This is a genomic window from Herpetosiphon sp. NSE202, from assembly GCF_042688385.1.
Taxonomy (GTDB): domain Bacteria; phylum Chloroflexota; class Chloroflexia; order Chloroflexales; family Herpetosiphonaceae; genus Herpetosiphon.
Genome location: NZ_JBHUPY010000001.1, coordinates 681,797 through 703,685, shown reverse-complemented (window position 1 = coordinate 703,685; position 21,889 = coordinate 681,797). Strand labels below are relative to the sequence as shown.

Genomic DNA, 21,889 nt, shown 5'->3' with positions numbered 1-21,889 from the left:
GACAAAAGAATTTAGGGTGTGGGAATTCCACGATAGCTGGTGGTTCCGCCGCCAGTTGTGAAATAGAGCGTGCCATTAATCTCGCCAATAATGCCCGAATAGCGGGTTGCTGGCAAGTTATTGGGCATCTGCGCCCACGTATTGGTCGCCGGATTATACACATAAATCGTGTTATGTTTTGTACCATTGGTTGTCTGGCCAGCAAAGACGAAAATCTTGCCGCCAAGCACTACCGTCGAGTGGCTAATATGGTTCAATGCCAAGGGAATATCGGCCAATTGCTCCCACGCATTGGTTGCAGGATCATAACGATGCACATCGTTATCGACGGTTAAGCTGCCATCGTGGCCATGTTGGCCGCCAATGTAGTAGAGCTTGTCATCAAGCACCACGCCACCAGCATGCTGCCGCGGGTTTGGCAATTCAGCATAAGTTAATTGGTTGGTTTGGGTTACCCAGCCAGTCGCCAAATTATTCAAATCGAGCACAAAGTGGGTGCCAACATCTGCCTGCTTGTAGTAGGTTCCGCCAACATAGTGCAACTTGCGATCCAAATAATACAACTGGCCAGCGGCGCGTTGAATTGGAATCACCGGCAAGTTGGTGTAGCTATTGGTGGCTGTATCGTAATAGCGTGAAACCCGCGAGCCAAAAATTTGGCCAATGCCATCTGTATCTTCGATATAGCCACCTACAAAGAAGATTTTCTGGCCATCAGTCGCCGTGCCAACGTGAGTCAGACCCCGTTCCAAGGGCGCAATCGCCGTCCAAGTATTGGCAACAGGATCGTAGACATTCGACAAGCGCGAAGGCGTATCGCCCGATAAGCCAGGTTGGCCGAAACCACCAAAGACATACAATTTGCCGCCGACAACCGCACCTTGGGCTTCGACTGCGCCAAAAGGATAGCTAAACGGCGTTGGCACAGCAGTCGACCAAACAATCCGCGTGAAGTTGGCGGGCGTGGTTGGCGTGGCAGTGCCGACAATCGTGGTTGGCGTAGTTGTTGGTGGTCGCGGCGTAGCAGTGATCGTGCTGGTTGCGGTTGCCGTGTTGGTTGGCGTATTGGTGTTGGTCGGGGTACTTGTTTCGGTTGGTGTGTTGCTGGGAACGCTAGTTGAGGTTGGCACATTGGTTGGCGTGTTAGTTGGAATGCTGGTTGCGGTTGGCACATCCGTTGGCGTGTTGCTGGGAACGCTAGTTGCAGTTGGCACATCCGTTGCCGTGTTAGTTGGAATGCTGGTTGCAGTTGGTACATCCGTTGGCGTGTTGGTTGGCAACGGAGTATCCGTCGCCGTTAGGCTTGGCTCAGCGGTTGGCGAAACTGTTACGCCGAATGCGGTTGGCGTTGCGCTTGGCAATGCCGTGATCTCACTCGAATTTTTCAAGATCAATGGCAAGAATGTACAATCGCTTACGCTACAATCAGGGTCATCCAACAAGCTATTCGTCCGAGCCAAACTCAAGCCAACGCTCGCCGAAAGCAGCGTCAGGCTAGTTGCAATTATCATCAATTGTCGGCGCTGCATGCATGTTCCTCCGTATATAATGGGGGCTAGGGATAGGTTGTCAGAGTTCAGGAGTTGTGATCCACGAAGGGTTGAAACCGCGAAGAGCGCGAAGGCCGCGAAGGTAGGCTTTAATGTTGATGCTGCTCCCCGATAGCCTATAGCCAACAGCCCATAGCCATCGTTCCTCTGCGCCGCTGCGTTTAAATCCTGACACCCTATCCCCGACCCCTAGCCCCTGATCCCTGACCCCTATGTTCAATGTTCTATGCTCTATGCTCTCTGCTCATCCTGCATACTTAATTTTTCGCTCTCAGCCAGCAAATACTCGACGCGGGCAATCACCATATCGATGGCGATGGCATTGAGGCCGCCACGCGGAATAATAATATCAGCATAGCGCTTGGTTGGCTCGACAAACTCAAGGTGCATTGGGCGCACGGTTTTGGTATATTGCTCAATCACCGATTCGATCGAGCGGCCACGTTCGGCAATATCGCGTTTGAGCCGCCGAATAAAGCGCAAATCTGCATCAGCATCAACATAGATTTTCACATCCATGCATTGGCGCAACACAGCTTCAGCAAAAATCAAAATGCCTTCGACCAAAATCACCGGCCGTGGCTGCACATGCATTACCTCAGGCCGTCGCGCATAACGGGTAAAATCGTAAATTGGCACTTCGATGGTTTGGCCATTGCATAAGGCTTCAACGTGCTCTGCCAATAAATTGCTATCCAGTGAATCAGGATGATCGAAATTAACCAGCAAGCGTTCTTCAAACGAAAGCTCAGCAAAATCACGGTAGTAGGAATCATGTTGTAAAAATGCAATTCGTGATGGCCCGACGCGACTAAGAATCGCCTGCGAAACCGTGGTCTTGCCCGATCCAGTTCCACCAGCGACCCCAATCACAATTGGTCGTTGCTCTGCGCTCACGCCGTTTGTCCTCCATTGTTCGCAAAAGGGGAGCAAAGAACAGCTAGGTTCTTTGCTCCCGTCTGCGCCTATTGTACCTGATTATGCTGCTTTTGCATGTCGCACGCTTGGGTTATGATCAATTGCTCTTCGGCAGCATGCGAAATGTGGTTTAATCGGTGCGATCATCTCTAAGGCTGAATTATCGAGGAGCTAACCCATGGCAATCTCACCTCAAGTAGTGGCAATTCAAGCCTATCAGGCGGCGAATCAAGCAGCCATCGACCAGCTGATGCAGCAGTGTTGGCCCGACGATCCCGATACAATCGGCTATTATCGAATTGGCTCGCAGAGCGAACTAACGCTTTGCGCTTGGCAGCAGGAGCAGTTGGTTGGCATCGGCAGTCTCTGGAATAATCGCTTTCATCCAAAGCATTGTTATGTTGGCATTCACATCCATCCTGCCTATCAACAAGCCAACATCGACCAGCTGCTGTATGCCCAGTTAATCGCTCAAACCAGCATTATTCAAGGCCGCAAGCTGCAAACCGCAACTTGGAGCCATGCTCAATCCACGCTGAATTTTTTGCACGCGCAAGGCTTCCAGATGATTAAAAATACCTATCTCGGTGAGTTTTCACTGGTAGTGCTTGAAATTCCCCAGCTTGAGCTAGAGCAGGAGTTAACAATTGCTTCGTTTGAAACCTATTTAAGCAGCAACCAACCCGAATCGCTGCTCAATTTAATCACTAGCTGTTATCAGGCCAGCCATAGCTATAACCCAGCCAGCCAAGATACACTCGCAGCCCAAACCGCGTTCTTGAGCGATATTCATCAAGCAGCGTCATTTGTCGTTTATGCTGCTGCTCAGCTTGTCGGCTTCAATTGCATCTATCATTCAACAGCTGCCCAAACCCTCGAACAAGGCTTAATCGGGGTTGACGATGACTATAGCGATCAGCAAGCAGCGATCATTCGCGCATTATTGCAAAAAACCGTGCAATTCGCCCAGCACAATGGCTATCAAAGCCTGCGCTACGAAATCGATAGTATTGATCCATGGGCCAGCGAATTACTGACGTTTTTGCCAATTATCACCAAGCCATGTTGGCAAACCTTGTGTTTGAGCCATAATCCTGAGCTATAAGGTTGATTAGGCTTGACATGGCACGATCAGGAAACTACTGTAAGGCATAGGTGAAATGAATCATTTCACTTAACCAAGAGTACATTATGGCGTAGCCAGCCAAGCATGCTCACTACGCCTGTGTTCAATGGGAGTGCGAGATTTGTGGCATGTTGACCCAAACGTGCTCCCCTCGCCCGCGTTCAGTGGGAGAGGGGTTGGGGGTGAGGGCATCAATAATAGCCAAATAACTATCTGAGGAGCGTGCAGCAATGGGTATGCGTGGCTTATTTGTAGGAATCAATACGTATAGCGAGCGGCCACTCAAGGGCTGTGTCAACGATGTAACTGCCGTGCGCGAACTGCTCAAAACCCAGCATGGTGCTGCCGCTGATCAACTACGGCTCATCAGCGATCGAGATGCCACCCGCCAAGCAATCATCGACAATCTGCGCTGGCTGGCCGAGCCGCTCAACGATGGCCAACCAGAAGTGCGCATCTTTCACTACGCTGGCCATGGCCTGCCGCAGCCAGATCAAAATGGCGACGAACCAGATGGGGCTGATGAATGTCTGGCTCCAATCGATTATCTCAGTGCTGGCGTGCTGACCGACGATCATTTGGCCGAGCTGTACCAAGGATTTTTAGGCACCACACGGCTCATTTTGCTGATGGATTGTTGCCATTCGGGCACGATTAGCAAAGACCCGTTTGCCGATATTCGCTATCGCACATTAACCCCAGCCGATGAGGTCTACGCTGCAATTAAAGCCAAAAAAGCTGCCTACCAACAAAACCAAGTTGCTGCCGTCAGCCAACAGATTCGCGATCTTCAACAACGCAACAGCGACCCCGCTGAAATTGCCAAGTTTGCTGGCGAATTGCTTGGTTCGTTGCAAAAACAACGCTTTGGCCAACGCCCGCAGCACGAAAATCTGGTGCTGATTTCTGCATGTAAAGCAGAGCAAGTTGCCGCCGATGCCAACTTTGGCGGAACCTACCACGGCGCAATGAGCTTCTTCTTGAACACTATTTTGAGTACGCAGCCCCAAATCAGCTATGCCGAGCTTGGCGAACAACTGCGCAGCAGCCTCTATGCTAATAAATTCCACCAAATACCCCAACTTGAGTGTCCAAATGACCTACTCAACCAAGCCTTTCTAGCCTAAAAAAAAACCGTACAAAACAAATTATGTATGCTACTATGCAGCAATCAAAATTTTGGTTGCTGCATGAAATGACCAAGCTCGCACCACAGTATTGCACCAACGTTCCCGTCATTCAGCAGCGAACCCACCACCAATATCACACCAGCGACAATACGATCAACAACCAATAACCAAGGAGTTCTACAATGCTGCAAGATCACGCGATTGTTATTGGATCGAGCATCAGCGGATTAGTTACGGCGCATATTTTGTCGCAACATTATGGCCGTGTGAGCGTGCTTGAACGTGATAGTTTGCCTGAGGGCGGCGATTTTCGGGCAGGCGTGCCCCAAGGTCGTCACGTTCATCTGCTCTTGATTCGTGGCGCGCGCGAGCTGGAAATTATGTTTCCCGGCATTAATCAAGAACTCCAAGATCTCGGTGCGCAATTGTTTGATATTGTCAACGATTGCCACTACTATCTCAAAAATGGCTGGACAACGCCGCATCCAACCGAATTAAAAACCCTCTCGGCTACCCGCCCATTATTCGATTGGGCAATTCGCCGCCGCTTGCTGCAAAACCCGAAGATTCAGTTTTTTGCCCAACACGATGCGATCAATTTAATCGGCAATCGGCGACATATTCAAGGCGTGCAAGCGCGCAATCGCCAAGATGGCAGCGAAAAAAGCTTATACGCCGATTTAGTGGTTGATGCCAGCGGGCGTAGCTCCAAATTAGCCACATGGCTGGCCGAGCTTGGGTGTGGCGCGGTCAGCGAAACTGTGCTCGATGCCAAACTTGGCTATACCTCGCGCATCTACGCCAAGCCCGAAGGCTGGAACGAATGGAAAGGCCTGTTTGTGATGCAACAGCCGCCAAGCGCTCCCAAAGGCGCGATTTTGCTCGAAGTTGAGGGCAATCGTTGGATTGTGACTGGCGGTGGTGTTAATCAAGCCAAGCCACCAACCGATGAAGCTGGCTTTATGCAATGGCTACGCGAATTGCCCTCGCCAATTTTGGCCGATTTGCTCAGCAACGCCCAGCCACTTAGCCCCACCAGCGGCTATGCCCGCACCGAAAATCGCCAACGCCACTACGAGCGCATGCAATTGCCCGCAGGCGTGGTGGCCTTGGGCGATGCGGTTTGTGCCTTCAATCCAATGTATGGCCAAGGCATTAGCACCGCCACGCTGGGCGCAATTTTGCTTGGCCAAAAGCTCAAAGAGCAAGATCGTGGCTCGGCAGCCTGGGTCCAGCGCTTTCAGCACGATTTGGCCAAAAGCAATCAGTTTGCTTGGGAAATGGCCAGCGGCGAGGATGCTCGCTATGATCCAAATTTCAAGCGCCCCTTAGCCAGCAAATTTTTGGCTCCCTATTTTGAGCAAATCAACCAAGCCAGCGTGTATAGCAACGTCGTATTTAGCGAATTCATCAAAACCATTCATATGATCGGCAATCCAACAGCACTGTTTCATCCCCGGGTATTTATCCCCGTTTTGATGAGCAAACTGCGCCCAAGAGTATCCACGTTGGTGCCAAATTTGCCCTTGCAGCGCAACATTTAAGCATAGGCAAGCAGGCTTAGCTTTGCTATACTCCTAGAATAGAAGTCGAGCATTCTAGCTAGTGGGAGGTGTGCTGTGAGACGTGACCATGCGATTGTGATTGGAGCCAGCATCGGCGGCTTGCTCAGCGCGCGAGTGTTGAGCGAGGTGTATAGCAAAGTAACCATTTTGGAGCGCGATAGTTTGCCCGATGGCGTGCAATTTCGGGCTGGCGTACCCCAAGGCCGTCAATTGCACTTGTTGCTGATGCGTGGGCTGCTAGAGCTCGAAAAGCTGTTCCCCAACCTGCGCGACGATATGAAGGCACTTGGCGGCAACGAGCTTGATCTCATGAACGATTGCCGCTATTTATTTGCCGCTGGCTGGGCTGAACCACAGCCATCAAACTATCGCAGCATTATCGCCACCCGCCCCTTGTTCGATGCAGCAATTTTGGGCCGCATTCGCCAAATTGCCAATATCGAAATTCAGACTCGCCACGATGTGACCGATTTGCTGTTTCACGGGCGGCAAGTTGTTGGTGTGCAGGTGCGCAATCGCGATACTGGCGAGCAGCGCGAAGTTGCAGCAAATTTGGTGGTCGATGCAGCAGGTCGGCCATCGAAACTGCCCGAATGGCTCGAACACCATCAATTTGGCCGCGTCAAAGAGACGATTTATAAATCGGATGTTGGCTATGCCACGCGCATGTACACCGCTCCCGCCGATTGGCAAGGCTGGCCAGCGCTGTTTGTCATGCCCATGCCACCGCATATTCGCCATGGCGCAACCTTTCTCAAAGTTGAAAACGACCAATGGTTGCTGACGATTGGCGGCGTTGGCAGTCAACGCCCACCAACCGATAACGCCGAGTTCGAGGCTTGGCTAGCGCGCATGCGCACTCCGCTCGTGGCCGAAATAACCCAAAAATTCACGCCTGCCAGCCAAGTCTATGGCTATGCCAAAACCGAAAATCGCTGGGTGCATTACGAACAACTGCCAGTGATGCCTGCCGGATTAATTGCCATTGCCGATAGCGTGTGTGCTTTGAATCCAATTTATGGCCAAGGCATTACCAACACGACGCTCAGCGCCCAACTCTTGGCCACATGGCTGCAACGTGAAGGTGTTGGCAGCGCACCATGGGCCTTGGGCTTTCAAAAAGCCTTGGCTCGCCGCAATAAATCAGGTTGGATCACCACAATTAGCGAAGATTCACGCTTAGCTGACACGCCGACCTACAAGCCAATTTTACCAATTCGCGTGCTGCAATGGTATAGCGACAAGGTGAATATGGCAGCAGCAGGCAATCGCGCCGCCACCAACGCCATGGTTGGGGCAATTCATATGATTGGCTCGGCAGCAAGTTTATTTGCGCCGAAAGTATTCTTAGCAGCTGCCAAATTTTTTCGTAAGCAACCACCAAGCAGCGTACCCGCAGCCCCCAACAAATAACCACAATCGGCCTCGATCAGCATTGATCGAGGCCGACGTACCCACCTGTGGCCTAAATCTTGCCTCATTTGTTGCATAAAACAAAGGTGTAACAGGAGGTATGTGATATGAGTCATCATCTAAAAGGTAAACGCGTAGCAATTATTGCAACCCATGGCTTTGAGCAAAGTGAGCTTGAAGAACCAAAAGCAGCGCTTGAACAAGCTGGCGCTGAAACCCATGTGATTTCACTCAAGGCTGGCGCGATTCGCGGCTGGAAAGACCAAGATTGGGGCAGCGAAGTCACTGTCGATCATACGCTTGAGCAAGTGAACCCCGCCGATTATGATGGGCTTTTGTTGCCCGGCGGCGTGATGAACCCCGATAAATTGCGGCGTGAAGAGAGTGTTTTGAATTTTGTGCGCGCGATAGCCGAGGCAGGTAAGCCAATTGCCGCAATTTGCCATGGCCCATGGCCGCTGATCGATGCAGGAATTGTCAAAGGCCGCTTGATGACTTCGTATCCGACCTTGCAAAGCGACCTCAAAAATGCTGGGGCTGAATGGGTTGATCGCGAAGTCGTGGTCGATAATGGCTTGGTCACAAGCCGCAATCCAAACGATATTCCAGCCTTCAATCGTAAATTTATCGAAGAATTAGGCGAAGGTATCCATAAACAAGTGGGGCAATAAGCTATTTTGCTCACTTCAACCCCTCGTCCAAGCTGGGGCGAGGGGCTTTTTTGCATATATTAGGCAATTGTAATGCCTGGCTCGTTGGCCCAAATCGTGGCCATGCGCTCAACGTGAGGATCAATTATATCCATCGTCGCAATTTCGGCCTCGCTGAAATAACCAACTTCGGTGGTTTCGTTGCTTAGCCCAAGCTCGCCGCCTACTAGCGCTACCTCAAAATTAAGGCTAACAACGTGATATTGATTGCCATCGGCGTAGCGAACCATGCGATGGGGATTGCTATACACGCCCAACAAGCGCACAACTTCGACAATCAGGCCAGTTTCCTCAAAAACCTCGCGCACACAGGCTTCGCTGACCGATTCGCCGGGATCAAACGCGCCGCCGGGCAAGCACCAGCGGCCATTATCGGTGCGGCGAGTGAGCAAAAGCTTGCTGCGGGTTGCATCAAATAAGGTTGCCGAGCACCCAAGCACCAAACGCCCTTGGGCTGCAATGCGATCCCCATACAGATATTGGGCCATGATTTACTCCTCTAAAATTCACTAGCGAGCCTAGCAAAACCTAGCGAGTATAGATCGCAGCCCATTAAAAAACAATAGCCCTGCCATGCAGCAGAGCCATTGATTAATACCACAAATGGTATTGGTTAATGCTTGTATGAATGTTTCATGCCGCAACCATTTGATTTATCGTTGCTGAACATGATCAGAAACACAATTCCCCACCACCAACCAGTCATAAACAGAATTGGAATTCCAATCATCCAAACTGCCGTCTGGCGCGATTTACGTAGTGAAAGCACGCCAAATCCCATCATAAACAGCGCCCATGTTGGAATAGCGAGCTTGCTAAAAAAGACCAGCGCAAGCAGGATAATCCCAATCAGCATCAAGCCATCGTTTGATTGCTTGCGCGGGCGGGCAACTGGGGCAATTGGCTGGGCAGCGGCGACTGGTGGCACAACTGGCTCAAGCTTGGGCAGAACAGGAATCGATTGCGCAGCAGGCCCAGACTCACGGCGTAAATCTATTGTCTTGCCAATGGCAGCCTGAACTGGCTTGGCCTGATTAACGGTTTCAAGCCGAAAACCACAATAGATACAAAATACCGCTGCTGTTTCGTTGTGACGGCCACATGCTGAACAATCCATGACCTTTTGTTCCTTTCGCCTTGCCAAAAGAACTAGCCAAGGCAATGCTGATGCTCAACCCTCGATCCTTCTAGACCATAGTACGCAGGCGATGGGGCGAAGGTTTCAGCAATTAAACAAATTCGTATTCAAGCGCAAATGGATAGCCTTCTGCATGGCCACTGAGCGCAAGTTTGCCGCTACCGCGCAAGCCAGCCAATTCGCCAGTTGCTGAGCCAGCCACAACTTCGATGCTATCGAAAACATCGACTGCATTAGCAGTGCCATTATGGGTTAAGACAAAACTGCCAGTTTTGCCAGCCAATGTGCCCACAAAACGCTGTAAGCCAACATAGGTTGCATCGGCAGCTTCTGGATAGTGCATCAGATATTCGACCGTGCTTTCGCCGACTAAATCGCCTTCATAGCGATAGATGACATGCGAGCGCGTGGTTTTGCCCTCGCCAGCTTGCTCGTGATACGGCTTTTCGTCCCATTGCACCACACTAAACGTTGCGTTGGCAGTCGTACTCATTCCATCCTCCAAATACAAACATTTGTGCTATTACTATATACGAGCGGAGCTTAAATGTAAAGCATGGAACGAAGAACATAGAGCATAGAGCAAAGAACATAGGGCGGAAGTCAAAAGGCAGAAGTCAAAAGGCAAAAGGGATCGGAGGCTATTGGCTATTGGCTATTGGCTTTGGTTTTTGGGGAATATTAATCAAATCAATCTGTGGAATCTGTGGCCAACGGAAAGGATGAGGGATGAAGGATGAAGGATGAGGGATGAATGGGGCTATGGGCTATCAAAGATTGCTTGAAATGACAACAATTGTTCCGATAGCCCATAGCCTAGAGCCGATCTTCGTGCGCTTCGTGATCTTCGCGGTTTCATTCTTCGTGATCTTCGTGCTCTTCGTGGATCAACAACCAGCTAAAACAACAACACGCCATGAAACTTCATAGCGTGTACGGTGGCGGGTGGAGAGGGATTCGAACCCTCGAGAGCTTTGACACCCTACGGCATTTCCAGTGCCGCGCACTCGACCAACTATGCGACCCACCCGTGCGCCGCGCATTATACCAAAGAATGAGCTAGCAGGCAACGCCGATAATTTGGCGAATCAGTCCTTGAATTTGATTTAAGGTAAAGGGTTTGGCGAGAAAATAGGGTTGTTGATGCACGGGGAATTGCGCACGCACGTCATCTTCGCTATGGCCACTCATCAGCACAACTGGCACATTGCTCGAACGCTGCATCTCCTGACACAACGCCACACCTGGCTCATCGGGCAATTCAAAATCAACCACCACTGCATCGAGGGGCAGATTATGACAGATTGCCCGCGCCGCCCTCACACTCTCAGCTTCGCAGGTTGCCACATCGATCCGTGCTAGGGCTGCTGCCACAAACGCACGAATAAACGGCGAATCATCGACAACTAAGACCATACACAGGTTCTCCTACATGGAGTAGTATTCTCTGGCTATAGTATACCGTAGTTTTGCGCGGCCCAAACAGAATGCGCTTAGGCCACGCTAATCGCCTTGAGCACCAGTTGCAAAGCGGCCTTTAATTGCTTGGTTAAATGCTGGGGCGTTGGTTCAAGCAACCACAAGATAGTTGAGCCTTCGTAGAGCGCCGCCAAATGCCAGGCCAATTGGTCGGGATCGATTGCACTGAATTCGCCACGCTCAAGCCCTTGCTGGATTAACATTGCCAAACTGGCCCGATAGCGCTGAAAATAGCCCTTCAAAAAGCTTTGCACGCTGCTATTGCGCGCCGATAAGGCATACAATTCTTGGGCCAATGGCACAAGGTTCTGCAAGGCTTCCAAGTTTGCGGCGAGGTTCGTGGTTAATTGGGTTAGGCGCTCAACCGTTGATACTGGGGCTTGAAGCAGGGCTTGCACATCGAGCAACGGCTGGTTAAACATTTGCTCCAACAAGGCGAGGATAATCGCTTCCTTGCTCTCGAAATACCAATACAAGACCCCTTTGCTCATGCCAACGGCCTTGGCCAGCATATCCATGCTGGTTTGATCAATGCCGTGTTGGGCAAACAAGCTGGTTGCTGCCTCAATAATCTGAGCTGTGCGTTCAACCCGCACATCGCGCCGTGGAGACATGCCAATTCCTCATCAACAAAAAAGGCCAATCGTAGCAGCCTCAGCATACCACGATTGGCCTTGGGTTCGTTCAATTAGATTTCGATGCTCAAGCCTTCGTAAGCGGCGGTTGTATTGGCAAAAATTGCCTGCGCCGCTTGTTCCAGCTCGTGAATCATGGCATCGCTATAGCGTGGCTCGTGGTGAAACAGCACCAACTGTTTGGCATGCGCCGCTTTGGCAACTGCACAAGCCATTTGGGGCGTGGAATGGCCCCAGCCTTGAGTGGCGTTATAGCCACTATGGCCGAGATAATGCGCTTCACTATATTGAGCGTCGTGGATCAACAAATCGGTTTGGTTGGCAAACGCGGCCAAGCGCTGATCGGTATTGACATAGCCTTCGGTGTCGGTGGCATAGACCACACTTTTGCCCTGCCATTGCACCCGATAGATAAAAACACCTTCGGGGTGGGCATACGAACGCATGGCCCGAATCTGCACCACATCAGGATCATCGTCAATCTGATCGTGGTAAAAATTCTTGACCGTCACCGTATCTTGGTTCGGATCGAAGAGCAAAATATCGGTTTCGGTCATGTTGCGCATAAACTTCAACGAGTTCATTTCGCCCAATGAGATTGGGAAGCTTGGCGGCAGCATCGAGTGAGCCAAGGTTTCCTCAAGATCGCGCTCGAACACCCGTGGCCCAAAAATATTCAGGATACTGGTGCCGACATAGGCCGGAGTAAAGAATGGAAAGCCTTGGGTATGATCGTGGTGCATATGGCTAAACAGCAAGGTAGCCCGCACAGGGCCACCGCGCTCTTTGGCTCGCCGCAACAAATCATTGCCTAGGCGCACAATTCCCGTCCCCGCATCGAGAATAATCGTATGCCCATTGACCTCAATTTCAACACACGGTGTATTACCGCCAAACTGCACAGTATCCGGACCGGGAACCGGATAGCTACCGCGCACACCCCAAAATGTGACCCGCATTGTCCCAGCCATAGACCACACTCCCGCTATAACGAAACGCCACTCCACTCGCGCAGCAATTCCGTCAAGAGGCGCACCCCATAGCCGGTTGCTCCTTTAGGGTTGTATTCCTTTGGTTGATCTTCAGTCCAAGCCACGCCAGCAATATCCAAGTGCACCCATGGATAATCGCCAACGAAATGGCTCAAGAAGGCCCCAGCCGTAATCGCCCCGCCGTTGCGGCCACCAGTATTCTTGATGTCGGCAACATCCGAGCGCACTTGGCGACGATATTCATCCCACAATGGCAATTCCCAAACGCGGTCGCCTGAGCCTTCGGCTGCTTGTTGCACCCGTTGCAACAGAGCTTGATTGTTGGTCATTGCGCCAGCTGCATACGAGCCAAGCGCCACCACACAAGCACCAGTCAAGGTTGCTAGGTCGATAATCGCCGCAGGATTGTATTTTTGAGCATAGGAAAGCGCATCGGCCAACACCAAGCGGCCTTCGGCATCAGTGTTAAGCACTTCGATGGTTACGCCATTCATCGCTTTGAGAATATCGCCTGGTTTGTAGGCATTGCTGCCTGGCATATTTTCGGTGGCAGCAACCAAGGCCACCACGTGAATTGGCAATTTCAAACGGCCAACCGCTTCCATGGTGCCAATCACTGCGCCAGCGCCTTGCATGTCCATTTTCATTTTGTCCATGTTATCAGCTGGCTTAATTGAGATCCCGCCGGTATCGAAGGTAATGCCTTTGCCAACCAAACAAATGGTTGGTTTGCCTGGCTCGGCTTGGCCGTGTTCCAACACGATAAACTTGGCTGGCTCGGCAGCACCTTTGGCAACACCAATCAACGCACCCATGCCAAGCTCTTGTTGTTGCTCGTGGTCGAGCACCAAACAGGTCATGCCATAGTCGCGGGCAATCGTTTTCGAGGCTTCGGCCAAATAGGTTGGGGTGGCAACGATTGGTGGGTTGTTGCCCAAATCGCGAGCCAAGTTGACCCCGTGGGCCAACGCAATGCCCCATTGTGCGCCAAATTCGGCGGCTTCAAGCTCGGCTTCAGCAACCAAGCTTACCTGTTCTAAGGCAACTGAGGGCACGAAATCGTCAGGCAAGGTTTTAAAGCCATCAAAGCGATATGCGCCCAACAAGGCACCTTCGCTCAAGGCCTCAGCCGTGCGGCTTACGCCCAAGACTTCGCTGCCAAGCAACGGCAGGCTATAGCTTGTCAGGCCCAAATCACGGATGCGTTGGGCCAGAATTGCCCCAATCACGCGCGCCCGTTCTGCGTTCCACAATTCGCGCTTGCCCAAACCAACCAACAGCACCCGGCGGCTGGCGAAGGTGGGATTGCCTGTCGCTTGTGCGCCAAGGTATAGCACAGTAGTTTTTTTGTACTTTCCTGACCAATCACTCGCTTCAATTAAACCAGCAACGCTGGCAGGCAGTTCCTCATTCGCCCACGTACCAACAACAACAATGGCATCGGCTTGTTGAGCAACAGCGCCTTGTACTACACGAATCTGCATTGGAGTCCTTCCGGTTTCTAGAGGTTGACAAGAGCTTGCACACTTAGTCGTTATTGTAACGGTTTCAATTTACCGCTGTCAATGATTGATATTAATGGGGATCGGTGATCGGTTATTGGGGATCGGACGTTTTGATCCACGAAGGACACAAAGAGCACGAAGAATAGCAACCGCGAAGAACGCGAAGTTAATTTTTAGGCCACGAATTGCACGAACATTGGCCGATAGCCGATAGCCATATTTCCTCTGCGCCTCTGCGTTAAATTCGATCATTTTTGCCTTCATCCTTCATCCCTCATCCTTTCCCTATGTTCTATGTTCTTTGCTCTATGTTCTTCTTTTCAACAAAATCAACTATCATAGAGCGCAACTGATCATCCTGTGTACAAGGAGTACCATCTCATGACTTCATCGCGCATTGTGCGTGCACCACGCGGCTCGGAATTATCGTGCAAAGGGTGGGCGCAAGAAGCAGCGTTGCGAATGCTGATGAATAATCTTGATCCTGATGTGGCCGAAGATCCAGCTAATTTAATTGTTTATGGCGGCACTGGCAAGGCGGCCCGTAATTGGCAATGCTATGATGCAATTGTGCGTTCGTTGCAAGAGCTGAATGATGATGAAACCTTGCTGGTGCAATCGGGCAAACCAGTTGCGGTGTTTCGCAGCCATCGCGACGCGCCACGGGTGCTAATTGCCAATTCAATGCTCGTGCCACATTGGGCAACATGGGAAAATTTCCGCGAGTTGGAGCAAGCTGGGCTGACGATGTATGGCCAAATGACCGCTGGCTCGTGGATTTATATCGGTACACAAGGAATTTTACAAGGCACGTATGAAACCTTGGCCGCGATTGCGCGCCAGCATTTTGGCGGCTCGTTGCGCGGGCGCTGGACGCTGACCGCTGGCCTTGGCGGCATGGGCGGCGCTCAACCATTGGCCGTCACCATGAACGATGGCGTGGCCTTGGTCGTTGAAGTCGATCGCCAACGCATGCAACGCCGCTTGGATACGCGCTATCTCGATGTTGTAGTCGATACGCTCGAAGAAGCCATGACCTTGGTCGACGAAGCGGTGCGCGATGGCAAAGCGCTGTCGGTTGGCTTGTTGGGCAATGCCGCCGAGGTTTTTGGCGAATTGTATACTCGTGGCGTGCGCCCCGATATTGTGACCGACCAAACCAGCGCCCACGATCCGCTTGAAGGCTATGTGCCAGCAGGCATGAGCCTTGAACAAGCGCTCGAATTGCGCCAACGCGATCCTCAGGAATATGTCAAGTTATCGACGGCATCGATGGTTGAGCATGTTAAAGCCATGGTTGCTTTTGCCGATGCTGGCTCGATTGTGTTTGATTATGGCAATAATTTGCGTGGCGTGGCCAAAGCTGCTGGTTACGAACGCGCCTTTGCCTATCCTGGCTTTGTGCCGGCCTACATTCGCCCCTTGTTCTGCGAAGGCAAAGGGCCGTTTCGCTGGGCTGCGCTCTCCGGCGATCCTGCTGATATTGCCAAAACCGACGAAGCCTTGCTCGAACTGTTCCCAGAGGATCAAGCTTTGCACCGCTGGATTCGCGCAGCCCAAGAACGGGTGCAATTCCAAGGCTTGCCAGCTCGGATTTGTTGGTTGGGCTATGGTGAGCGGGCCAAAGCTGGCGCTTTATTCAACAAGCTCGTACGCGATGGCGTTGTGAGTGCGCCAATTGTGATTGGCCGCGATCACCTTGATTGTGGCTCGGTGGCTTCGCCCAACCGCGAAACTGAGGCCATGCGCGATGGCTCCGATGCCATTGGCGATTGGCCAATTCTGAATGCGATGATCAACGCGGTTAATGGCGCAACTTGGGTCAGTGTGCATCATGGCGGCGGCGTTGGCATTGGCTATTCGTTGCACGCAGGCATGGTGATTGTGGCCGATGGCACTGCCGAAGCCGATCAACGACTCGAACGGGTGTTGACCAGCGACCCAGGCATGGGCGTGGTACGCCACGTTGATGCTGGCTACGATGAAGCAATTGCGGTTGCTCAAGAGCGCAACGTGCACGTTCCCATGCTCAAGCAATAATCACGCTATAAAAGTGGTAGTCCTAGCAACACTACCACTTAAATCCCCCCAAATTTTGGCACAGCCTATGCTAAGATGATCAAACCCTAGATTTGCGGCTGAACCACGCAGTTCACGTCAAAGTTGACGCATCCACATTTAGGCCCACGCTTGGCTGCTAGTAGTCTCTTAATGTCGATCCAAATCGGCGCTAATTTCTCGATGGTTGAGGCTCTATAGCCAAGTAATGCTCATTTCCTCGCCAAATTCCTATGGAATGGTGGCTCAATCCTCTAGAGAATAGGTGTTGATGCGGTGGCATGGTATTGCGACAGATTCGATCCGAACGCTGCTTGGGCTGAGCACCCACTGGCGTAGTGATTTCTATTGGAGTGCAGCCCATGAACAATCCACGAATCTTAATGCTTGACCATTCAGCACCAAGCACGCACGATCTGAGCGGGCAATTAACCACTGCTGGTTGTAGCGTGGCCCAAGCTAGCTCGTGGCAGGCGGCAAATCAGATTCTCGGCAGTAGCAGCATCGATTTAATCTTAGCCAACCTGGCATTTCTGCCCCAAATCAATCAGCAAGAATGCCCGGTTCCGGTGTTGTATTTGAGCCAGGCGAATGAGCAACCCAACTCACACCCATCCAATCAACCGACCTCAATTGATATTTTGACTTTGCCAATTAGCACCGAAAGTCTTGTGCTAACGCTCAAAACCATCATTGAACGCAGCAACTTAAGTCGCCGTCTCAGCCGCGTTGAAGTTTGGATGCAAACCATGTTGGCGAATGTCAGCGATGGAGTTGTAGCGGTTGATCGCGCTGGCAACATTCAGTGGATCAATCCGGTCGCCGAGCGCATGACTGGCTGGGATTATCAGGCTGCGATCAAGCAAGATTTTAATCAGGTGGTAGTGATTCGCAGTAGCCTCAATGATCAACCGATTCAGGTAATTGAAGCAGCTTTACGCAACGAACCAGTGCTAGCCTTGCCATTCGAGCGCTATTTGCGGGCGCGTGATGGCCATTCAACCTCGATTACCGAGCATGTTACGCCATTACTCAACGCCGAAGGCCAAAATAACGGCGCAATCGTGATTTTGCGCGACCACACCGCCCAACTACAAATGGAAGAAGCGCTCTATCATCAATCGCTGCACGATTCGCTGACTGGCTTGCCCAATCGGCGTTCGTTTCAATTGCATTTATCGCGCGCCCTAGAATACCAGCGCCATCACCACGATTATAGCTTTGCCATTATTTTGCTCGATATTGATGAATTTAAAATGGTCAACGATGGTTTGGGCTATCACATTGGCGATACGATGCTGACTGACATCGCCCAGCGCTTGCGCCGTGGCTTAGAATTGCCCAGCGATGTGGTGGCGCGCTTCGATGGCGATGAATTTGCAATCTTTTTTGATCGTGTGTCCGATTTGCCCGCAGCCTTCAATGCAGCCCAACGGATTCGCCAATTGTTCGAAGAGCCATTTGTGGTCGAAAACGGCCAAGAGATTTTCTGCAATGTAAGCATTGGCTTGGAATTAATTACCAGCGAAATGCCAATTGAAACCGTGATGCGCAACGTCGATCTCGCGCTCTATCGCGCCAAACACACCGGGCGCGGCGGCATCGAAATCTTTGATCAAACCTTATACGCCAATTTTAGCACGCGCCTGCACAACGAAAGCGCCTTGCGTTTGGCCTTGCAACGCCAAGAATTTCGGCTCTTTGCTCAGCCAATTATCGATTTTGAGCAACAGCATTGCACCGGCTTTGAAATTTTGATTCGCTGGGCACACCCCGATGGGCGATTGCGCTCGCCTGGTCAATTTTTGGATATTGCCGAGGAAACCGGCCTGATTATTCCGTTGGGTTGGTGGATGTTGGAAGTTGCCGCCGAGCAGCTAGCCCAGTGGCAAACTGAACCATTGATGCAACACATGACCTTGGCGATCAACCTTTCGCCACGCCAATTATTGCATAGCCAATTGCTGCCAACGATTAAAGCGCTGGTTGAACGCTATCAGTTTCCGCGCCACTTGCTGCATTTGGAAATTACCGAAGGCGCGTTATTGCATGCAGAACGGGCTGAGCCAATTCTGAATGCGCTGCGTAATTTGGGCTTGCCGCTGCATATTGACGATTTTGGCACTGGCTATTCGTCGCTGACTTATTTACACCGTTTTCCACTCAACACCATCAAAATCGATCGTTCGTTTATTCAGGCGGCGCTCGAAGATCAACGTAGCTTAGCGATTGTACGCACAATTATCAATTTGGCCCAAACCATGCATCTGGCGACGATTGCTGAGGGCATCGAAACCGCCGAACATATTCAGGTTTTGCGCGAACTTGGCTGCCAAGCTGGCCAAGGCTACTTCTTCTCGCCGCCCGTTCCGCTTGAACAGGCGGCAGATTTTTCGCTTTCGCTGAATTAGGCTTGGCTGGCTTCGATCATCACAGTGGCGACCAAGGTATACGCCGCAACCCATGCATCCTGCACTTCAGCGTTCCATTGCGGGCCAAGTTGTTGCGCCAGCGCCCAAACCAACGCCGCGCCAACCGTATCGTAATGTTCTGGCTTAACTCCATAATCAATATGCCGTCGCCCAAGCTCCTGCACCGCAGGCACAACCGCTTCGGGCTTTTTGAGATTATTGACTACCAAGGTCAACGATTGCAATAATTTCTTTTGTTGCTCGCGCATATCCTCAGGAAACAATGGGCGAAAATCGGGAGCCAAGCTAAACAAGCGCCCGTAGAATGCTTCAACCAATTGTTGGGGATTGCGCCCAACCTCGGCAAAGGTTTGTTGCACAAGCTCAATCGCCGCCGGAGATAATGTGGACATGGCCATCCTTTCAAATTAATAGAGCTACTTCCAGTGACATGGCCTAGCCTACCAATCCCAAGCCATGGCTGGCAATCGGGTCGTGAGTGGAGCCGAAATCAGGCTTGCACCCGATTGGCTTTTGTTACCGAATCCTTATCCACACGGCTTTTCCAGCCAGCCAAAATAGCGCTATAATTGGCCCATTATGAATAACTTTACTTACACCCTTGAACATAGCGATGGTGAGGCGCGGGCGGGCCAATTGAGCACACCGCATGGCACCATTCAAACGCCTGTCTTTATGCCGGTTGGCACGCAAGCCACGGTGAAAACGCTCGACCCCATGGAAGTCGAAGCAATTGGCTCGCAAATTATCTTATCGAATACCTATCATCTGTATTTGCGCCCCAGCGCCGATTTGGTGGCTGAAATGGGCGGCTTACACCGTTTTATGCAATGGCCCAAGCCGATTCTGACCGATTCGGGCGGATTTCAGGTGTTTAGCTTGGGGCCGCATAGCAAAATCGACGAAGATGGCGTAACCTTCAAATCGCATATCGATGGCTCAAAACATCGCTTTACGCCTGAAAGTGCAATTGGCATTCAGGAAAAACTGGGCGCTGATATTATTATGGCCTTCGATGAATGTGCGCCGCAGCCAACCACCCATGCCTATACCAAAGCCGCCATGGAACGCACCCATCGCTGGTTGCTGCGCTGTATCGCCGCCAAAACCCGCGAAGACCAAGCCCTGTTTGGGATTGTGCAAGGTGGCGTTGAGGCCGATTTGCGGCGGGAAAGCGCACGCTTTATCGCCCAACAGGATATTCCTGGAGTTGGCATTGGCGGCCTGAGCGTTGGCGAACCCAAAGAGCAAATGTATGGAATGCTCGAAGAAACCACGCCATTGCTGCCGCGCAACAAACCACGCTACCTGATGGGCGTTGGCTCGCCCGAAGATTTGCTCGAAGGAGTGGCACGTGGGGTTGATATGTTTGATTGTGTGCTGCCAACCCGCTTGGGGCGCAACGGAGCTTTATTCATTCCCGAAGGGCGCTTGAATATTGGCAATGCTAAATATGCTCGCGAAGATGCGCCAATCGATGCGACCTGCGATTGCTCAACCTGCCAACGGTTTAGCCGCGCCTATCTGCGTCACTTGTTCCGCACCGAGGAAGTGCTGGGGCTGCGTTTGGCTACGCTGCACAATCTGCGCTTCTTAATTCGCTTGATGGAACAAGCGCGCGAGGCAATTCTGCAAGATCGCTATCAAAGCTTTATGGACGATTGGCTCAGCCGCTTCCAAACGATTCCGCATGCAGTGCGCGAAGCCAGCAGGGCTGCCCGCTTAAACTCATTACGCACCCAAGGGGATAAGGCATGAGCGGAGTGACCGTGCGGTCAACCGAAGAATATACTCGCATCGCTTGGCGTTTGATTATTCTGGGCTTTCTGGCGTTTTGCCTTGTGATTGCTGGCAGTTGCTATTTGGCATGGCGGGTCAAGGCCTTTGCGCGCACTCAACCAGCAGAGCCAGGCACGCTCGATACCTATATCAGTGGCATCGAAATTATTCGGGCTGGCTTAGTCCAGCCTGAGTTGCCAACACCACCCAAAACCGTCATTTACGAAGGCGATCGAATTAATGTCAGCAGCACAGCGCCCGCTGGCATCGCCGCCACCGTTACCTTGTTCGATGGCAGCAAGTTAGATATTTGGCCAGGCACAAGCCTAATCTTTGAAAAAGTGCAAACCACCAGATTTAGCTCGCGCAACCAAGAAGTGGCGTTACGGCTTGAATCGGGTTTGGTGCGCTTGCGTTTAGCGTCCGAAGCCTCGCAACAATATCAAGATGTGCATTACAGTGTGTTTGTACAGCAAGCAGGCTATAGTGTGGAGCAAGCATTGCTCAAGCCCGGGGGCAGCTATCGGGTGCGCGTGTTGGATGCCAACGCGCCAACGACCAGCGCCAGCGAGCAAGAACGGCTCAAGCAAACCACGATTAGCGAATATGTGGTGGAACAAGGCGGCATCACCTTGGCCTATAACAGCCAAAGCCGCAGTATCAGCAACCAGCAGAAACTCGAAATTGCCCAAGGCAGCCTATCGCAACCAAAACCAGCAGAATGGCAATTGGCCCGTGATAGCAATTTTACCGACTTCACCGCCCAAGAATATAACAATAATGCCACCGTGCCAGTTTCGGTCACCGATATTGTGCGCGCCGATACATGGCGAGTGTTTGGCTCGTTGTATTCGCCAGAGGCCGAGGAAGATGGCTATTTCTATATTGTTGGTGGTTGTGCCCAACGCAGCACTGAGCAACCAAACAACTGCTTGCGCCCATTGATCAATGTGGCCCAATTCCATCGCGATAGTACCGAGGGCATCGACCATACCAAGAGCTTTCGGACGGGCATTACCCAAACGATCGACCTTGATACCACGGCCTACAGCGACCTTGAATTGAGCTTTACTGGGCGAATTTATGAGCAATCGCTCAATCGGGCAGGCGATATTGGCGAAGAATGTGCCTTAGCAATCGCCATCTTCTACTATAATCCCGCTGATCAGCTTGGTTCAACGACCTATTGCTTCTATGCCCGCGATGATCAAGGCCCAGGCAGCATTTCCAACAAAGAATATATTCGCTCGATCAAGCTACCATTCCGCCAATGGACTGATCAAACCATCGATCTCAAGGGCGATTTGAGCAATATGCGCCGCATCTCGCACCTTGAAATTTATGCCAACGGCCACGATTATATTTCCGAAATTACCAACATTCGGCTGGTAGCAAAATAACTAAAACAGCTTGGTGGAGCGTTCCCTCACCCCCAGCCTTACAAAGGTAGGTTTTTAAC

Annotated in this window: 20 protein-coding genes and 1 tRNA gene; 10 read left to right on the top strand and 11 right to left on the bottom strand. The window is 51.6% G+C overall.

Going from position 1 to position 21,889, the window contains the following annotated elements; all coding sequences use genetic code 11:
• Positions 1-11: 11 nt before the first annotated feature.
• Both ACFMKP_RS03075 and udk read right to left on the bottom strand, forming a co-directional pair.
• Positions 12-1,529 carry a kelch repeat-containing protein gene (locus tag ACFMKP_RS03075; RefSeq protein WP_382288957.1) on the bottom strand — a complete coding sequence of 506 codons (1,518 nt, stop codon included), beginning with the start codon at positions 1,527-1,529 and terminating at the stop codon, positions 12-14.
• A gap of 252 nt (positions 1,530-1,781) precedes the next feature.
• A complete protein-coding gene (udk, locus tag ACFMKP_RS03070) occupies positions 1,782-2,447 on the bottom strand; it encodes a uridine kinase (protein WP_382288955.1) in 666 nt (221 codons plus the stop codon).
• A gap of 199 nt (positions 2,448-2,646) precedes the next feature.
• Here udk and ACFMKP_RS03065 point away from each other — a divergent pair, with 199 nt between their 5' ends.
• The 6 genes from ACFMKP_RS03065 to ACFMKP_RS03040 all read left to right on the top strand — a co-directional run bounded on the left by ACFMKP_RS03065 (position 2,647) and on the right by ACFMKP_RS03040 (position 8,373).
• Positions 2,647-3,573: a GNAT family N-acetyltransferase gene (locus ACFMKP_RS03065; protein WP_382288953.1), complete on the top strand. Its 927-nt coding sequence runs from the start codon at positions 2,647-2,649 to the stop codon at positions 3,571-3,573.
• A gap of 251 nt (positions 3,574-3,824) precedes the next feature.
• The gene (locus tag ACFMKP_RS03060; RefSeq protein WP_382288951.1) at positions 3,825-4,721 is read left to right on the top strand and encodes a caspase family protein; all 897 of its coding nucleotides are present in this window, start codon (positions 3,825-3,827) and stop codon (positions 4,719-4,721) included.
• 35 nt (positions 4,722-4,756) lie between these two features.
• The gene (locus ACFMKP_RS03055) at positions 4,757-4,891 is read left to right on the top strand and encodes a hypothetical protein (RefSeq protein ID WP_382288950.1); all 135 of its coding nucleotides are present in this window, start codon (positions 4,757-4,759) and stop codon (positions 4,889-4,891) included.
• A gap of 15 nt (positions 4,892-4,906) precedes the next feature.
• Complete coding sequence (locus ACFMKP_RS03050; protein ID WP_382288949.1) at positions 4,907-6,268, top strand: FAD-dependent oxidoreductase; 1,362 nt, start codon at positions 4,907-4,909, stop codon at positions 6,266-6,268.
• Positions 6,269-6,343: 75 nt separating this feature from the next.
• Positions 6,344-7,702, top strand: coding sequence for an NAD(P)/FAD-dependent oxidoreductase (locus ACFMKP_RS03045; RefSeq protein ID WP_382288947.1), 1,359 nt, complete (start codon positions 6,344-6,346; stop codon positions 7,700-7,702).
• A 107-nt stretch (positions 7,703-7,809) separates the two neighbouring features.
• On the top strand, positions 7,810-8,373 hold the full coding sequence (locus tag ACFMKP_RS03040) for a type 1 glutamine amidotransferase domain-containing protein (RefSeq protein ID WP_382288945.1): 564 nt from the start codon (positions 7,810-7,812) through the stop codon (positions 8,371-8,373).
• 59 nt (positions 8,374-8,432) lie between these two features.
• Here ACFMKP_RS03040 and ACFMKP_RS03035 read toward each other — a convergent pair whose 3' ends face one another.
• From ACFMKP_RS03035 to ACFMKP_RS03000, 8 genes are all read right to left on the bottom strand, one after another.
• The gene (locus ACFMKP_RS03035) at positions 8,433-8,900 is read right to left on the bottom strand and encodes an NUDIX domain-containing protein (protein WP_382288943.1); all 468 of its coding nucleotides are present in this window, start codon (positions 8,898-8,900) and stop codon (positions 8,433-8,435) included.
• A gap of 125 nt (positions 8,901-9,025) precedes the next feature.
• Entirely contained in the window at positions 9,026-9,529 is a 504-nt protein-coding gene (locus ACFMKP_RS03030; RefSeq protein ID WP_382288941.1) for a hypothetical protein, read from the bottom strand.
• Between the two features lie 112 nt (positions 9,530-9,641).
• Complete coding sequence (locus ACFMKP_RS03025) at positions 9,642-10,043, bottom strand: DUF3224 domain-containing protein (protein WP_382288940.1); 402 nt, start codon at positions 10,041-10,043, stop codon at positions 9,642-9,644.
• Between the two features lie 446 nt (positions 10,044-10,489).
• Positions 10,490-10,580, bottom strand: a tRNA-Ser gene (locus ACFMKP_RS03020).
• A gap of 29 nt (positions 10,581-10,609) precedes the next feature.
• Complete coding sequence (locus ACFMKP_RS03015; RefSeq protein WP_204757305.1) at positions 10,610-10,966, bottom strand: response regulator; 357 nt, start codon at positions 10,964-10,966, stop codon at positions 10,610-10,612.
• 77 nt (positions 10,967-11,043) lie between these two features.
• Positions 11,044-11,643, bottom strand: coding sequence for a TetR/AcrR family transcriptional regulator (locus ACFMKP_RS03010; RefSeq protein ID WP_382288938.1), 600 nt, complete (start codon positions 11,641-11,643; stop codon positions 11,044-11,046).
• Between the two features lie 74 nt (positions 11,644-11,717).
• Positions 11,718-12,635: an MBL fold metallo-hydrolase gene (locus tag ACFMKP_RS03005; protein ID WP_382288936.1), complete on the bottom strand. Its 918-nt coding sequence runs from the start codon at positions 12,633-12,635 to the stop codon at positions 11,718-11,720.
• A 14-nt stretch (positions 12,636-12,649) separates the two neighbouring features.
• The gene (locus ACFMKP_RS03000; protein ID WP_204757302.1) at positions 12,650-14,140 is read right to left on the bottom strand and encodes a leucyl aminopeptidase; all 1,491 of its coding nucleotides are present in this window, start codon (positions 14,138-14,140) and stop codon (positions 12,650-12,652) included.
• Between the two features lie 402 nt (positions 14,141-14,542).
• Between ACFMKP_RS03000 and hutU the strand changes: the two genes are divergently transcribed.
• Together hutU and ACFMKP_RS02990 are read left to right on the top strand one after the other, a co-directional pair.
• Positions 14,543-16,201, top strand: coding sequence for a urocanate hydratase (gene hutU / locus ACFMKP_RS02995; protein ID WP_382288933.1), 1,659 nt, complete (start codon positions 14,543-14,545; stop codon positions 16,199-16,201).
• A 380-nt stretch (positions 16,202-16,581) separates the two neighbouring features.
• The gene (locus ACFMKP_RS02990; RefSeq protein ID WP_382288931.1) at positions 16,582-18,630 is read left to right on the top strand and encodes an EAL domain-containing protein; all 2,049 of its coding nucleotides are present in this window, start codon (positions 16,582-16,584) and stop codon (positions 18,628-18,630) included.
• On the opposite strand, the gene ACFMKP_RS02985 is transcribed toward ACFMKP_RS02990, so the two are convergent.
• Positions 18,627-19,043 (bottom strand): globin family protein, encoded by a 417-nt coding sequence (locus ACFMKP_RS02985; RefSeq protein WP_239584009.1) that lies wholly within the window; start codon positions 19,041-19,043, stop codon positions 18,627-18,629. The genes ACFMKP_RS02990 and ACFMKP_RS02985 overlap by 4 nt on opposite strands.
• A 187-nt stretch (positions 19,044-19,230) precedes the next feature.
• On the opposite strand from ACFMKP_RS02985, the gene tgt reads away from it, so the two are divergent.
• Complete coding sequence (gene tgt, locus ACFMKP_RS02980) at positions 19,231-20,409, top strand: tRNA guanosine(34) transglycosylase Tgt (RefSeq protein WP_382288928.1); 1,179 nt, start codon at positions 19,231-19,233, stop codon at positions 20,407-20,409.
• Positions 20,406-21,830, top strand: a complete 1,425-nt coding sequence (locus ACFMKP_RS02975) for a hypothetical protein (protein ID WP_382288926.1) — start codon at positions 20,406-20,408, stop codon at positions 21,828-21,830. Before tgt ends, ACFMKP_RS02975 begins: the two co-directional genes overlap by 4 nt.
• The last annotated feature ends 59 nt before the right edge of the window (positions 21,831-21,889 follow it).